14 protein-coding genes are annotated in these 14,789 nt (G+C 69.2%); 10 read left to right on the top strand and 4 right to left on the bottom strand.

All coding sequences use genetic code 11. From position 1 onward, the window contains the following. Nucleotides 1-533: DUF222 domain-containing protein (locus G406_RS0143730; protein ID WP_028938799.1), on the bottom strand; the 533-nt coding region annotated here is incomplete at its 3' end. Between the two features lie 250 nt (nt 534-783). On the opposite strand from G406_RS0143730, the gene G406_RS0143725 reads away from it, so the two are divergent. From G406_RS0143725 to G406_RS0143700, 6 genes are all read left to right on the top strand, one after another. Further along, nucleotides 784-1,893: an acyl-CoA dehydrogenase family protein gene (locus G406_RS0143725; protein WP_245607461.1), complete on the top strand. Its 1,110-nt coding sequence runs from the start codon at nt 784-786 to the stop codon at nt 1,891-1,893. Next, nucleotides 1,890-3,083 (top strand): acyl-CoA dehydrogenase family protein, encoded by a 1,194-nt coding sequence (locus G406_RS0143720; protein WP_028938797.1) that lies wholly within the window; start codon nt 1,890-1,892, stop codon nt 3,081-3,083. Before G406_RS0143725 ends, G406_RS0143720 begins: the two co-directional genes overlap by 4 nt. Before the next feature lie 96 nt (nt 3,084-3,179). Further along, a complete protein-coding gene (locus tag G406_RS0143715; RefSeq protein WP_084216939.1) occupies nt 3,180-4,415 on the top strand; it encodes a flavin reductase in 1,236 nt (411 codons plus the stop codon). A 2-nt stretch (nt 4,416-4,417) separates the two neighbouring features. Next, nucleotides 4,418-5,815, top strand: a complete 1,398-nt coding sequence (locus G406_RS0143710) for an amidase (protein ID WP_245607460.1) — start codon at nt 4,418-4,420, stop codon at nt 5,813-5,815. A gap of 38 nt (nt 5,816-5,853) precedes the next feature. Next, complete coding sequence (locus G406_RS53495) at nt 5,854-6,084, top strand: DUF3311 domain-containing protein (RefSeq protein WP_245607459.1); 231 nt, start codon at nt 5,854-5,856, stop codon at nt 6,082-6,084. Then, the gene (locus tag G406_RS0143700) at nt 6,081-7,541 is read left to right on the top strand and encodes a sodium:solute symporter family protein (RefSeq protein ID WP_028938794.1); all 1,461 of its coding nucleotides are present in this window, start codon (nt 6,081-6,083) and stop codon (nt 7,539-7,541) included. The genes G406_RS53495 and G406_RS0143700 overlap by 4 nt, the downstream gene beginning before the upstream one ends. 135 nt (nt 7,542-7,676) lie before the next feature. Here G406_RS0143700 and G406_RS53490 read toward each other — a convergent pair whose 3' ends face one another. Further along, nucleotides 7,677-8,531 (bottom strand): oxygenase MpaB family protein, encoded by an 855-nt coding sequence (locus G406_RS53490; protein WP_211241461.1) that lies wholly within the window; start codon nt 8,529-8,531, stop codon nt 7,677-7,679. A gap of 95 nt (nt 8,532-8,626) precedes the next feature. Here G406_RS53490 and G406_RS53485 point away from each other — a divergent pair, with 95 nt between their 5' ends. Together G406_RS53485 and G406_RS0143685 are read left to right on the top strand one after the other, a co-directional pair. Then, nucleotides 8,627-9,298, top strand: coding sequence for a TetR/AcrR family transcriptional regulator (locus G406_RS53485; RefSeq protein WP_211241460.1), 672 nt, complete (start codon nt 8,627-8,629; stop codon nt 9,296-9,298). An 84-nt stretch (nt 9,299-9,382) separates the two neighbouring features. Beyond that, nucleotides 9,383-9,787, top strand: a complete 405-nt coding sequence (locus tag G406_RS0143685; RefSeq protein ID WP_028938793.1) for a type II toxin-antitoxin system VapC family toxin — start codon at nt 9,383-9,385, stop codon at nt 9,785-9,787. 139 nt (nt 9,788-9,926) lie between these two features. Here the strand turns inward: G406_RS0143685 and G406_RS0143680 are convergent, their stop codons facing one another. Next, a complete protein-coding gene (locus G406_RS0143680; RefSeq protein ID WP_051343499.1) occupies nt 9,927-11,336 on the bottom strand; it encodes an acyl-CoA synthetase in 1,410 nt (469 codons plus the stop codon). A 76-nt stretch (nt 11,337-11,412) separates the two neighbouring features. Between G406_RS0143680 and G406_RS0143675 the strand changes: the two genes are divergently transcribed. Then, on the top strand, nt 11,413-12,711 hold the full coding sequence (locus G406_RS0143675) for a phytoene desaturase family protein (protein WP_028938791.1): 1,299 nt from the start codon (nt 11,413-11,415) through the stop codon (nt 12,709-12,711). Between the two features lie 51 nt (nt 12,712-12,762). Here the strand turns inward: G406_RS0143675 and G406_RS0143670 are convergent, their stop codons facing one another. Further along, a complete protein-coding gene (locus G406_RS0143670) occupies nt 12,763-13,908 on the bottom strand; it encodes an acyl-CoA dehydrogenase family protein (protein WP_028938790.1) in 1,146 nt (381 codons plus the stop codon). A gap of 75 nt (nt 13,909-13,983) precedes the next feature. On the opposite strand from G406_RS0143670, the gene G406_RS53480 reads away from it, so the two are divergent. Next, nucleotides 13,984-14,631, top strand: coding sequence for a TetR/AcrR family transcriptional regulator (locus tag G406_RS53480; RefSeq protein ID WP_245607458.1), 648 nt, complete (start codon nt 13,984-13,986; stop codon nt 14,629-14,631). The last annotated feature ends 158 nt before the right edge of the window (nt 14,632-14,789 follow it).

Here is a 14,789-nt window from a genome sequence, read left to right as displayed (position 1 = left end):
TCGAGACCATTCACCAGGCGCCGCGCCTCCACCGCCAACTGCGCCGGCGTATAGGCCTGCGCCCACTCCACGAGGATGGACTCAGCGCCACACCACACACCCGGATCGAGACGGCGGGCGGCACTGGACCTCAACGCGATGTCGATCACCAGGCCGTGTGCTTGGTCGATGGCATGCGAGTCCAACGCCGCCGCGGTCGCGGCCAACCGCGCCTCGACGGGCTGGCCGGTCAAGGTGACAGTCGGGAACGCGTGACGCGCCAACCGCACCAACCGATGCGCCTCCGACGGCCTCACACCCAACAAATCCGCCACCGCCGACTTAGACCGCACCCCACGATCGACGAACCCGCCCTCGGAATCCAGGCGAGCAATAGACCGCAACACATCCTGCCTCGACTGCCGCTGCAACCGATCGTGAAACTGAATCGACTCGATCCACGCCTGATCCGACAAAACCTTTTCCGCATCACGAAGCCGAGCCATCACCGAGACAGCTTCCGCGCGCAACTCACGCACCAAGACTTCGGACATACCGCTATTATCCCAGATAACACCAGCAATTCACACAAGAAACCAGACCTTGTACGAAAAGAAACAAGCCCCCCGCAACCCCCAGCATCCGCGCACACCACCCCCATCCTCGCGATCCTGGCCCGCACTTAGCGCGGCCAGCGGGGATGAACCCCATAGAGCCAAGGACACAGACCCCACTTACCGCCTAAGCTGCCGGTAACTACGGGTACGGCGGCCGCCCGACCGGCCGCGCTGGAGGCGAGGACGAGTGACGTTCATTCCCGGCGACGACGCCGAGGAGTTGCGTGCCGTAGTACGCGGCTTCCTGGAGAAACGCTCCAGTGAGGCCGAGGTACGCCGGCTCATGGAGACCGACACGGGCTACGACCAGGCGGTCTGGCAGCAGATCGCCACCGAGCTGGGCCTGCAGGGCCTGATCATCCCCGAACGGTGGGGCGGATCCGATGCCTCGCTGATCGAGCTGGGCGTCGTGTTCGAGGAGATGGGCCGCACGCTGTTCGGTGCACCGTTCTTCGCCACCGTCGCGCTCGCCGCGAACACGCTGCTCTGCGTGAACGACGAGGAGGCCAACGAGCGCCACCTGCCGGGCATCGCCTCCGGCGCCACCGTGGCGACCCTCGCCTGGGGTGGCGCCGATCCGCTGACCACCACGATCACCGCCGAACAGGTCGACGGCACCTGGCGGTTGACCGGCAACGCCGAGGTCGTCATCGACGGGGCGAACGCCGGTCTGGTGCTCGTGATCGCGGACACCGAGGGCGGGCTCGGGCTCTTCGCGCTGACGGATAAGCCCGAGGCCCAGCCGCTGACCGGCCTGGACTCGACCCGCAAGCTGGCCGCGATCGAGCTCGACTCCGCCGAGGCGCAGAACATCGGCACGCCGGGCCAGGTCACCGACGCGCTGCGGACCGCGGTCGACCAGGCGGTGCTCGCCCTGGCCTGCGAACAGCTCGGCGGCGCGGCGAAACTGCTGGAGTCCTCCGTCGAGTACGCCAACACCCGGGTCCAGTTCGGCCGCAAGATCGGCTCGTTCCAGGCGATCAAGCACCGCTGCGCGGACATGCTGGTCGCCGTCGAGTCCGCTCGTTCGACCGCCTACCACGGCATCTGGACGGCGGTGAACGAACCGGAGGAGCTGCCGCTGTCCGCCGCCCTCGCCGGTTCCGTCTGCTCCGAGTCCTACACCAAGGTCGCGCTGGACAACATCCAGAACCACGGCGGCATCGGCTTCACCTGGGAACACCCGGCCCACCTCTACCTGAAGCGGGCGAAGAGTTCCGAGGTGTTCCTCGGCTCGCCGGGCCAGCACCGTGCCCGGCTCGGCAATCTGATCGACATTCCGGAGGTTGGCGCATGAGTGACCGGGACACCGTCCGGAAGCTCGTCGAGGACTTTCTCGCCGAGCACCCGGTCGAGCGCACCGACGACCGCGAGCTGCGCGCGGCCCGCTTCGACGCCGGGCTCGCGTTCGTTCATTTCGACAAGGGCTTCGGCGGGCTCGGGCTCGACTCGTCGCTGCACCCGATGGTCGAGCAGATGTTCCTCGACGCGGGCAGCGAGGACTGGATGGCGCGCAACGTCATCGGGCTCGGCATGGCGGCGCAGACCATCCACACGCACGGGACCGACGAGCAGCGCGCGAAGTACCTGAAGCCGCTGTTCACCGGTGAGGAGATCTGGTGCCAGCTGTTCTCCGAGCCTGGCGCGGGCTCCGACCTGGCCTCGCTGGCCACCCGCGCGGTGCCCGACGGTGAGAACTACGTGGTCAACGGGCAGAAGATCTGGACTTCGCTCGCGCACGTCGCGCGCAGGGGCCTGCTGGTCACGCGCACCGATCCGGCGTTGCCCAAGCACCGAGGGCTGACCTACTTCGTGCTGGACATGACCGCGCCGGGCGTCGAGGTGCGGCCGCTGCGGCAGCTGACCGGCCAGGCCGAGTTCAACGAGGTGTACCTGACCGATGCGCTCGTCCCCGCCGCCGATCAGCTCGGCGCGGTCGGCGAGGGCTGGCGGGTGGCGATGACGACCCTGATGAACGAGCGGGTCGCGATCGGCAGGCGCGGTTCGCGTCGCGGCGACGGTCCGATCGGGCTCGCCGTCCAGGGTTTCCGGGCGGCGGCAGACGAAGGCCGGGCGGACGCGGGCAGTCGTGACCAGCTGCTGCGGCTGTGGACGAAGGCCGAGGCGGCCCGGCTGACCAACGTCCGCGCCTCCGCGCAGACCGGCACGAAGATCCCGGGGCCCGAAGGTTCCATCGCCAAGCTGCAGATGGCCGAGCTCAACAAGGCGATCCTGGAGCTGACCGTCAACCTGCGCGGGCCGGAGGCGATGCTGATCGACGGCTACGAGCAGACCGTCACCGACCGGTCCTCCGGCGCGGGCGGTTCGGCCGATGTCCGCAAGGCGTGGCTGCGGTCGCTGGCCAACTCGATCGAGGGCGGCACCTCCGAGGTGATGCGCAACATCCTCGGCGAGCGGGTGCTGGGCCTTCCGGGCGAACCGAGAGTCGACCGCGACCTGGCCTGGAAGGATATTCCTCGTTCCTGAGTTGTGAGTGGTCAGCGCCGCTCAGGCGGCGCTGACCACTCACCGGAGATCCGTTCGGCGGGTGCATTCGGCTTTCGTGGTCCATGCTGGACAGCGATGGCCGTCGAACGGACTGGAGGCAGGATGGTCTCGGGCTCGTCTGGGAGCAACACGGCTACGAGCGACAGCGCGATCGACGGGCGGCGGTTCCGCGAGGTGCTGGGCAGCTATCCGACGGGCGTCACGGTGATCACCGCGATCGGCGAGGACGGCCAGCCCGCCGGCATGGCGGTCGGATCGTTCACCTCGGTGTCGCTGGACCCTCCGCTGGTCGCGTTCCTGCCCGACCGGTCGTCCACGAGCTTCCCGAAGATCCGCACCGCGCGGAGCTTCTGTGTGAACGTGCTCGCCGCAGACCAGGAGTCCGTGTGCCGCGCGTTCGCCACCAGGGGCGGCGACAAGTTCGCCGGCGTCTCCTGGCAAGCAGCGGCGTCCGGCGCGCCCCGGCTCGACGGCGTCGCGGCGTGGATCGACTGCGACTTCGAGTCGATCCAGGACGCGGGCGACCACTACATCGTGCTCGGCCGGGTCCGCGAGCTGAACGCCGCCGCCGAACGCCTCCCGCTGGTGTTCTTCCAGGGTGGCTACGGCCGCTTCTCCCCGTCGTCGCTGGTCGCGATGCCGGAGGCCGACTTCATCGGCCACCTGCGTCTCGCCGACCTCTCCCGGCCGGAGATGGAACGCGTCGCGACCGACCTGAAGACCGAATGCCTGGTGATCGCGCCGGTCGACGACCAGCTCGTCGTGCTGGCCAGCGCCGGGTCACCGTCCGGTGGCGCCGAGTTCACCAGGGTCGGGCAGCGGATGCCGTTCGTGCCGCCGATCGGGTCGCCGTTCCTCGCCTGGGCCGACGAGCCCTCCGTGGACGCGTGGCTGGCTCGCTCGGGCCGTGCGCTGACCGATCGGGAACGATCCGACTACGCAGCGCTGCTGGGACGGGTCCGGGAGCGGGGCTGGTCGCTGAGCCTCGGCCATGAGCTGCACGGCGAGCTGGAGCAGGCGCTCGACCGCTACTCGGAGGGCGATCGGGAGAGCAGGAGCCAGGTGCAGCGGTTGGCGAGTGAGCTCGCCGGCCGGTTCGACCCCCCGGACGACCTCGATCCCGAGGGTCGGTACGACATTCGCCTGGTCAGCGCGCCCGCCTTCAACCCGGACGGGACGGTGGCGCTGATCCTCACACTGTGGGGTCTGCCGAGGCCGAGCACGGGCGCGGACGTGCACCGTTATCTGGAGGTGCTGCGCCGCGCCGCCGACGCGGTCACGGATGCATTGGGTGGACAACGAAAGGACTGAGAGTGACCCTGGCCGACCTGGATCTCGCGGACCTTCCCGCGACTCGCCTCACGTCCGCGTACCGCTCCGGTGAGCTCTCGCCGGTCGAGGTGACCGAGGCGGTACTGACCCGGATCGCCGCATGGGAACCCACTCTCAACGCGCTGTGTGCGCACCGTCCCGACGCGGCGCGGCAGGCGGCGAAAGCGGCCGAGGAGCGGTGGCGCCGAGGTGAGCCGCTCAGCGACATCGACGGTGTGCCGGCGACGCTGAAGGAGAACATCGCCACCGAGGGCAACCCGGTCCCGCTGGGCACGGCCGCGATCGAGCCGGTCCCCGCCGCGGCGGACGCACCCGCTGCGGCTCGATTGTTCGCCTCCGGCGCGGTCCTCGTCGGCACCACGACGATGCCCGACTACGGCATGCTCTCCTCCGGCCTGTCCAGCCTGCGCGGAATCACCCGCAACCCGTGGAACGAGACCCGCAACCCGGGGGGCTCCAGCTCCGGCGCGGGCGCCGCGTCGGCCGCCGGCTACGGGCCGCTGCACCTGGGGACCGACATCGGCGGCTCGATCCGGCTGCCGGCCAACTGGTGCGGGGTCGCCGGTTTCAAACCCAGCTTCGGCCGGATCCCGGTCGATCCGCCCTATCCGGGCCGGACGCTCGGGCCGCTGACCCGCACGGTCGCCGACGCCGCGCTGTTCACCTCGGTGCTGGCCGGGCCGCACCCTCGGGACCACCTCAGCCTTCCGGAAGCACGGCTCGACTGGTCGAACCTTCGACGCGACCTCACCGGGTTGCGGGTCGGCCTGATGCTCGACGTGGGCATCGGGCTGCCGGTGGAGCAGGAGATCCTGGACGCGGTGAACGCCGCCGCGCGCAGCGTCGAAGCCGCCGGAGCCCACGTGGAGACCGTCGGGCCGATGCTCACCGATCACATGTTGGACGGGCTGGACAAGTTCTGGCGGACCCGGTTCTGGCTGGAGATCAACGCACTGCCGCCCGAGCGGCGCGCCAGGATGCTGCCGTACATCGCGCAGTGGGCCGCCGGCGGCGAAGGCCTCTCCGGCGCGGAGGTGTTCGACGGCTACAGCCAGATGGACGCGATGGCGAAAGCCGCCGTCACGCACCTGGCCCCTTTCGACTTCCTGCTCTCCCCGGTCGCGCCGGTCTCCACCTTCGGCGCCGAGCTCGCCTCGCCGCGCAACGACCCGGAGCGGCCGTTCGAGCACGTCGGGTTCACCGTGCCGTTCAACATGTCCGGCCAGCCGGCGATCGCGGTGCGCTGTGGCAGCACCTCGGAGGGCCTGCCGATCGGGCTGCAGATCGTCGGCCAGCGCTTCGACGACATCGGGGTGCTCGCGGTGGCCGCCGAGTACGAACGACTTCGACCCTCGCCTCCGGCCTGGCCAGTACGCTAGGTTCCTTACACTCATATAGGATCCTGGGAGGTCGCGGCGTGCTTCGCGAGCTGTTTGCCGGCCGACGCTCACTGTTCTGGCTACTCGGCCCCGTCGTGCTCTTCCTGGTCGCCGTACCGCTGGTGAACCGTGTCGAGCCGGTCGTGTTCGGGTTGTCGCTGTTCATGTGGTGGATGATCCTGGCGACCCTGCTGTCGCCGCTGTGCATCATCGCGGCGGCCAAGGGCGACCCGGTGTTCCGCGCCGGCCGGTCCGGGGACGACCGGTGAGCGGCGCCGCGCTGGTCTCGGTCGGAATCGTCGGAGTCGCGCTGGTCGGGTCGGTCGTGCTCGGCGTTCTCTCGGTGCGCAAACGGACCCGCAGCCTGGAGGAATGGTCGGTCGGCGGGCGAAGCATGGGCCTGGTGCTGACCTGGGTCCTGATGGCGGGCGAGACCTATACGAGCTTCAGCTATCTCGGCGCGGCCGGCTGGTCCTACACGCACGGCGTCTCCGGGTTGTACCTGCCCGCGTACCTGTCGATCGGCATGGCGGTCACCTACGTGACCGGACCGTTGCTCTGGGGGTACGCGCACCGGCACGGCCTGCACTCGATCTCCGACCTGGTCGCCCACCGTTTCGGTTCGCCCTTCGCCGGTGGGCTGGTCGCGGTACTGGCGACGATCTTCATCCTCCCCTACATCCAGCTGCAGATCACCGGCATGGGCGCGGTGCTCGCCACGATCAGCTACGGCACGATCTCCCTCGGCGTCGCCTATCTGATCTCGTTCGTCGTGTCCGAAGCGTTCATCTTGGTCAGCGGCCTGCGAGGCAGCGCATGGGTGTCCGCGCTGAAGGACGCGCTCGTCGTGGTGACGCTGCTGATCGTGTTCGTCTGGGTCCCGCTGCACTACTTCGGCGGCTACGGCGAGCTGCTGGACCAGATGACCGCCCGGCACGCGGAGTGGCTGACCCTGCCCGGCCCGAAGTCCGTGCAGTACGGCATCGGCTGGTTCATCTCGACCGCCGCGCTCAACGCCGTCGTCTACTCGATCTTCCCGACGACCGTCGCGGGTTTCCTCGGCGCGAAGTCACCGCAGGTGCTGCGCGGGAACGCGATGTACCTGCCGTTCTACCAGCTCCTGCTGTTCATCCCGGTGCTGCTCGGCTTCGCCGCGCTGCTCGTGGTGCCGGGGTTGAAGGACTCCAACCTCGCCCTGTTCACGCTCATCACAGACACCCTTCCGCCGTGGCTGCTCGGGGTGGTCGGCGCGGCGGCCGCGTTGTCGTCGGTCGTGCCGATGGCGGTGTTCATGCTGGTCATCGGCACGATGTGGACCCGCTCGATCCTGCGCGGCCGCAGCAGCACCGAACAGCGCCGGTACGCCCAGCTGGTCACCCTGCTGGCCGGTGCGATCGCGCTGGCGATGACCTACCTGTTCCCGAACGTCCTGGTCCGGCTGTCCGTGCTGTCCTACGAAGGCATCGCGCAGCTGCTGCCGATGGCGCTGCTGTCGTTGCTGTGGAAGCGGCTCTCCTTGGCCGCGGGGTTGAGCGGGCTCGCGGTGGGCGTGGTCGTCGACGTGGTCCTGGTGTTCAGCGGCCTGGACCCGCTGTACGGCATCAACGCCGGCCTGGTCGCGCTCGCCGCGAACCTGCTGACCGCCGCGATCGTCACCCGCCTGCGCCCGGCGGACACTCCCTCCGACCTCCTGGCCCTCCCCGAACGCGCGTCCGCCACCCGCTAGTGCGTTGACCACGAACGTTCGCCGCACGCAGGCTGCGCCCGAAGGCCTGTGGGACGACCTCGCAGACCTTCACGTCGCCTCGCAAACGCTGCAACGTCTGCGACGCGACACGAGACTCTGCGAAGTGGTGCACATCTATGCGGCCATCGCCAGCGGGGCTCGGCCCGAACGCATCAGGGCCAGGGCGTGGCGGGCGTAGCCGCGTTGGATCGGAGTGATGTTCCACAGGTCCGGGGTGGCCCGCATGGCCGGACGGACCGCGCGCAGTGCCGCCGAGGCGGGGCCGTCCAGCATCGGCCCCTCCCAGGCCGGCAGGCCGTACATCGCGCGGGCCCAGCCCGGCATCAGCACGAACCCCAGCGCCGCGACCGTCGGGAACACCACTCGCAGCGTGGCTTGGTGCCAGGGGACGGGGACGACCGCCCAGCTGCGCATCGCGTCCCGGGCGGCATCGGTGAGCCGCAGCTTCGGCCGCATGTCCTGGAAGTAGGCGTCCAGCTCGGCCGCCGAGCCGGGCACGTCACCCGGCTCGAGCCCGACGACCGTGGCTGCCCTGCGCTGCTCGTCGACGTAGGTGTCGGCCTCGTCGGCGGTCAGGATGCCGGCGAGCCGCGCGACCCGCAGGTAGGCGGCGATCTCCCCGCAGTGCACCCACAGCAGGTTCTCCGGCTCGTCGACCCGGAACACCTCGCCGGTCTCCGGGTTGGTGCCGCGCAACCGCGCGTGCAGCTTGCGCACCCGACGCCCGACCTTCTCCACCTCGTCGGTCGAACCGAACGTCCGGATCGACACGAAGTCGCCGGTGCGCATCAATCGGGCGAACGCCTGGTCCCGGTCGAAGAGCCGGGAGTTCTGCTGGGTGCCCCACATCGAGGGCGGATGCAATGCCTGGATCTCCAGCGCCAGGAAGCCCGCCAGCACCATCGTCGGGTCGGTGTGGACCCGCCAGGTCACTGAGTCGGGTCCGAACAGTCCATAGTCACGCGCCATCATTGCCGCCCTCCCTAGGAGATACATAGATGCTAGATCTGTATCTCCGTATCTGCATACCCCCGTCCTCAGTTCAGTTTCCGTAGTATGACCGCGTGCCCACGGAAGCGCCGCTCCTCGACGCGGAGCTGTTCGCGATCGCGATGACGACCGAGCCCTCGGTCGACCCGATCGCCGAGCGGGTGCTCGACGGTGCGCTGGAGCAGTTCTGCGAGACCGGGCTGACCCGCTCGACGATGGAGGACGTCGCCCGTCGTGCCGGGCTGTCCCGGATCACCGTCTATCGCAGGTTCGACAACAAGAACTCGCTGATCGAGGCCGTCCTGCTACGCGAATGCCGCCGCTGCCTGGACGGTCTGGAGTCCGCGGTCGCCGGGATCGTCCACATCGAGCAGCGCATCGTCGAAGGTTTCGTGTTCGCGCTTCGCTTCACCCGCGAAAACCCGCTGATCGGCAACCTGTTGCGCATGGAGCCGCAGGTCATCCTGCCGTTCATGACCGTCCGCGCCGAGATCCCGACGGCGGTGGTGCGCACGTTCCTGTCGATCCACCTGCGCCGGGCCCGCGACGCCGGCGAGCTGGTCGAGGCCGACGTGGACCCGATAGCCGAACTGATGACCCGGATAGCGGCCTCGTTCCTGACGAGCCCGACCAGCTGCATCCCGATGACGTCGGAACAGAACGTCAGAGACTTCGCCGAGCGCTACCTGCTCCCCCTGCTCGTGAGTGGCAAGGGTGTCTACCGCGCAGCGGCGCCGAAGGCGTAGGCGCCCTTGCCACTCACGAGTCGACGGCGAAGCCGAGATGCCTTGGAGGCGACCACAACCCGGACCGGGCCCTAGGGTTCGGCCATGACCCGCTACGTGATCGACGCGCCCACTCTCCTGCGCATCGTCGCGGACGAGGTGACCGTCAGCCCCGCACACCAGCTCGTCGCACCGGCCCTCATCCGTTCCCACGCGCTGTGCCTGTTACTGGAGACCGTTGACCGAGGCGAACTCACCGAGCGGGAAGCGCTGCAACGGCACGAGCGCATCACGGAACTCAAGATGCGCCTGCTCAACGACCGGGTCTCGCGCCGCACCGCCTGGCAGATCGCCCGCGAGCACGGTTGGAAGAGCACCTACGACGCGGAGTACATCGCGGTCGCGCGGCTCCAGGCAGACGGGCTCGTGACGGTCGACGCCGCGATGGCAGCAAAAGCCGAAGGCATCGTGCCGGTACCCCCGATCTCCGTCCTCACCGCGAACGACTGACCCGCACCGCGCATCTCCGAGGGCAGCTCGCACGACAAATGCCACCCGCGGCATCGCGAAGTGCCCAGATGGGCGAGGAGTACCCCAGCGAGCGCTCGCGCGAGCCGGGGTGGTCACAGATAAGGTCGCGCGGAACAGGCTAGACGAGACGAGCCTTCTGGACCTTCCCCATCGCATTCCGGGGCAGCGACTCCACGAGCCGTACCTCCCGGGGCCGCTTGTGCACCGAGAGCTGCGACGCCACATGGCTGATCAGATCGGCCTCGCCGGCGCCCTCGGCGACGACGTAGGCCACGATCCGCTGCCCGAGGTCCGGATCCGGCACGCCGACAACGGCGGCCTCGGCCACCGCCGGGTGGTCCAGGAGAGCGGCCTCCACCTCTCCGGCCCCGATCCGATACCCGCCACTCTTGATCAGGTCCGACGAGCGCCGGCCGACGATCCGGTGGTATCCGACCTCGTCGAGCACGGCGGCATCGCCCGTGCGGAACCAGCCGTCCTCGGTCCAGCTCTCGGCGGTCGTCTCCGGCCGCCCGAGGTAGCCGTCGAACAGACACGGACCACGGACCTGCAGGTCACCGATCGTCTCGCCGTCCCGGACGACCGGTACCCCGGCGTCATCCACGACCCTGGTCTCGACGCCGTCGATCGGTACCCCGACCCAGCCGGGCCGACGCTCACCGTCCGAACGCACCGCGACGGTGATCATCGTCTCGGTCATCCCGTACCGCTCGACCGGGGGCTGACCGGCCAGCGCGGCGACGTCGCGGAACACCGAGGGTGGCAGCGCCGCGCTGCCGGACACCAGCAACCGTGCCGTGCTCAGCGCGCGGGCACAGTCCGGTTCCGCGGCGATGCGCGACCACACCGTGGGGACGCCGAAGAAGATCGTCCCGCCGTGTCCGGCGGCCGCCGAGGCGTAGCCCGCCGGGCGCGGGCGCTCGGTGTGCACGAGCGGGCTGCCCACCCGTAGCGGGCCAAGGACGCCGAGGATCAACCCGTGCACGTGGAACAGCGGAAGACCGTGCACCAGGACGTCCTGAGCCGTCCACGACCACGCCTCGGCCAGCCCGTCGAGACCGGCGGCGAGAGCGCCGTGCGACATCACGACGCCTTTGGGGCTGCCGGTGGTCCCCGAGGTGTACATGATCATTGCGGTCGACGCGGCGTCCGGCGCGGGGTGGGTGGCCATGGAGCGCGCGGCGAGATCGACCGGCACGACCTCGGGGCCCGCCTCACCGGGTGAGCCCTCGCCCAGCCACACCGTCGCGCCTGAGTCGCGGATGATGTGCGCCAGCTCCTTCGGCCCGGAGTCCGGCGGCACCGGAACCACCGGGACACCGGCCAGCAGACAGCCGAGGATGGCGACGACCGTGGAGGCGCTGGCATCGGCGTGGACGGCGACGACCGGGGCGCCGTGCACGCGCTCGGCGACCGCGGCGGCGGCACCGAACAGCTCGGTCCTGCGCAGGGTCACCTCGCCCACGGTGAGCGCGGCGCGGTCGTCGCCTCGGTCGGTCTGGCCGAACAGGGAGCCGGGTTCCGTCACCCGGCCACCCTACGTCGGGCACCGCCGGGCGACCGCACCTTGACCGCACTGGAGTTTTTTATCTAAATTAGAATTTATGACTTCACCCAGCTTCGACGCACTGGTGATCGGCGCGGGCGTCGGCGGACTGTGCGCCGCGGCGCGCCTGGCCCATCAGGGCTACCGCACGCTCGTCGTCGAACGACTCGACCAGGTCGGCGGCCGGGCCTCCACGCACGACGTCGACGGCTTCAAGATCAATAACGGCGCCATCGTGCTGGAGCTCGGCGGCATCACCGAGCAGACCTTCGCCGAGCTCGGCGTCGAGTACAACGTGCGCAGGCCGTCGCCGCCGCTGATGTACCGGATCGGCGGCAAGACCATGGACATCACCGGCGGCGGCTGGGGCATGCTGCTCAGCAAGCTGACCCGCCAGGGCGCCAAGCTGGTCAGCGGGCTCGGCGCGGCCCGCCATGACGACGGGTTGCCGGAGGACCAGCTCAGCCTCGCCGACTGGGTCGGCAGGTACACCAAGAACGAGACCGTGCACGGGGTGTTCCGCAACATGTGCGGCTCGGTGTTCGCGGTCGGCTCCGAGGAACTGCCCGCCAAGGTGTTCCTCACCTACTTCACCCGCAAGAGCGCGTTCAAGAAGTTCGGGTTCTGCCCCGACGGAACGATCGGCCCGTGGCAGGCACTGGCCGACTACCTGCCGCTGCACGGTGGTGAGGTCTGGCTGTCCTCCCAGGTCGACGAGCTGCGGGTGACCGATGGCCAGGTCACCGGCGCGGTCATCGAGCGCGACGGCGAGACCGTCGAGATCAGCTGCCGGTTCGTGATCAGCAACGCGGGCCCGGCGGCGACGGCCGACATGTGCCCCGAGGACGCGCTGCCCGACGGCTACACGGCCGACCTCCGGGAGAAGCTCAAGCCGTGCGGCATGATCACGGTGAACTTCGCCAGCGAGCGTCCCCTGCTCGACGCTCCCGGCCTGACCAGCTTCGGCAAGACCCGCAGGCTCGTCTACGTCGCCAACTTCACCGCGACCTGCCCGGAGATGGCGCCGCCCGGCTGGCACCTGTACGCGGGTACCTCGGTGCCCAAGCCGGCTGTCGGCGACTTCGACACCGAGGCCGAGACCGAGCTGCTCATGGCCGACCTGCGCGACGAGGTCCCCGGCTTCGACGAGGCGAAGATCGTCTCGGTCGCCGTCATGCGTGACGACTGGCCGCCGCAGCGCGCCGTCGCCGGTTTCGACCTGCCGCACGACACACCGATCCCGAACCTGTTCAACGTCGGCGACGCGGTCAAGGAGTACGCCAACGGCGGCACGACCGCCTGCGCGGAGACCGCCAAGATCGTGGTCGACAAGCTCACCGAGCGTTTCCCCAGGTGAACGACCGTGAGTGGCGAGTGGTCCCAGAGGACCACTCGCCACTCACGGGGTTTAGCGGGGGGCGAGCTCGCGGCCGATGAGCTCCTTCATGATCTCCGTCGTGCCGCCGTAGATGGTCTGGATGCGGCTGTCCACGAAGGCCCTGGCGACCGGGTACTCCATCATGTAGCCGTAACCGCCGTGCAGCTGCACGCACTGGTCGACGACCCGTTTCTGCAGCTCGCTGAGCCACCACTTGCCCTTGGCCGCGTCGGTCGCGGTCAGCTCCCCCGCGTTGTACGCGGTGACCTGCTTGTCGACATACGCCTCTGCCACGTCGAGCTCGGTCGCCATCTCGGCGAGCACGAACCGGGTGTGCTGGAAGTCGCCGATCGGCCGGCCGAATGCATGCCGGTCGAAGCAGTACGTCCTGGTCAGCTCGAACACGGCGCGCGCGCCGGTGTAGGCGCTGGCCACGATGCCGAGGCGCTCGCGGGGAAGGTGCGCCATCAGGTAGCGCAGCCCCTTGCCCTCCTCCCCCAGCAGGTTCCGCCGAGGAATGGCGACCTCGTCGAAGAACAGCTCGGCCGTGTCCTGGGCGTGCAGGCCGACCTTGTCCAGCTTGCGGCCGCGCTCGAAGCCGGGCATGTCCTTCTCGACGACGAACAGGCTGAACCCGCCATCCACCGCGTCGGTGCGCGCCGCCACGACCACGACGTCGGCCGAGATGCCACTGCTGATGAACGTCTTCGAACCGGACAGCCGCCACCCGTCACCGTCGGCGACCGCGACGGTCTGCATGCCGCGCAGGTCGCTACCGGTGCCGGGCTCGGTCATCGCCAGTGCGCCGATGTACTCACCGGTGGCGAACCGGGGCAGCCACCGCGCGCTCTGCTCGGCGTTGCCCAGATCGATGAGGTAGTGCAGCACCAGATCGTCCTGCAGACCGAACGTCATGTTGAGCGACGTCGCGCCGGCGGCGGACAGCTCCTCGTTGACGATCATCCGGTACCGGTAGTCGGACTCACCGGACCCACCGTGCTCCGCCGGGATCTCCAGCCCGTAGACGCCCTGCTTGACCGCCGCCGCGAACACCTCGCGGTCGATCATGCGTTGCTCGTCCCACCGGGTCAGATGCGGCGTGACCTCGCGGGCCACGAACTCGCGGACGGACTCCCGGTACTGCTCGTGGTCATCGGTGTAGAGATCTCTGCGCACATGCTAAATTTAACATAGATTCGAAAGATTCGGTTGATCGTCCCTCATCGTTAGTGCGACATTAGGATGCCTCGCGTGCCAAAACAGCGTTCAGCACCGCCGAGTGAGCCGGTCCGCAGCGAGCAGTCGAAATCGGCTCGGACCAGGGAGCGGATCCTCGACGCCGCGGCGAAGGTGCTCAACCAGAACGGCTACGCCGGCACTCGACTGTCCGACATCGCCGAGCTCGCGCACGTCCAGGCACCGGCGCTGTACTACTACTTCGCGTCGCGTGAGGAACTCATCGAGGCGGTCGTCGTCCAGGGGATGACCCGGGCGCTGGAACACGTCACCGACGCCGTCGCCGCACAGCCGGAGACCGCGTCCAAGCTGGACCTGATCTGCGTGGCGGTGGGCGCGCACCTGGAGATCCTGCTGCGGCTGTCCGACCACGCCTCGGCCGCGTTCCGCTACGGTCCGCAGCTGCCCGCCGACATGCGCGAGCGCCAGCTGGCCGAGCAACGTGCCTACGGCGACGTGTGGCGCAAGCTGATCGACGACGCCCGCGAGGCCGGTGAGCTGCACCCCGAGCTCGACGTCCGGGCCGCGCGCATGCTCGTCCTCGGCGGCCTGAACTGGGCGACCGAGTGGTGGAACCCGAGCAGAGGCTCACTGCGCAGCGTCATCAACACCGCCCAACTGATAGCCCGCCAGGGCCTAGCGGCACCCCCTCCTCGTGAGTGATGAGGGCGTCTACCCCGCAGGGGCCGCGAAGCGGTAGCCGCTCTACGCACTCACGACAGCTTTTCCGTCGTGAGTGCGTAGAGCGGCTATAGGCGCCCTCGGCACTCACGAGGGACCCCGAGGCAGCGCACTCCGACCTACGTGCAGCCCTGACGTGC

Origin of the sequence: Actinospineispora spinosispora DSM 44797, from assembly GCF_000429025.1 — a bacterium.
In the GTDB taxonomy this organism is placed as follows: Bacteria; Actinomycetota; Actinomycetes; order Mycobacteriales; family Pseudonocardiaceae; genus Pseudonocardia; species Pseudonocardia spinosispora.
Note: the sequence above shows the minus strand (reverse complement) of the source record. Positions and strands in the feature narration are given on the sequence as shown.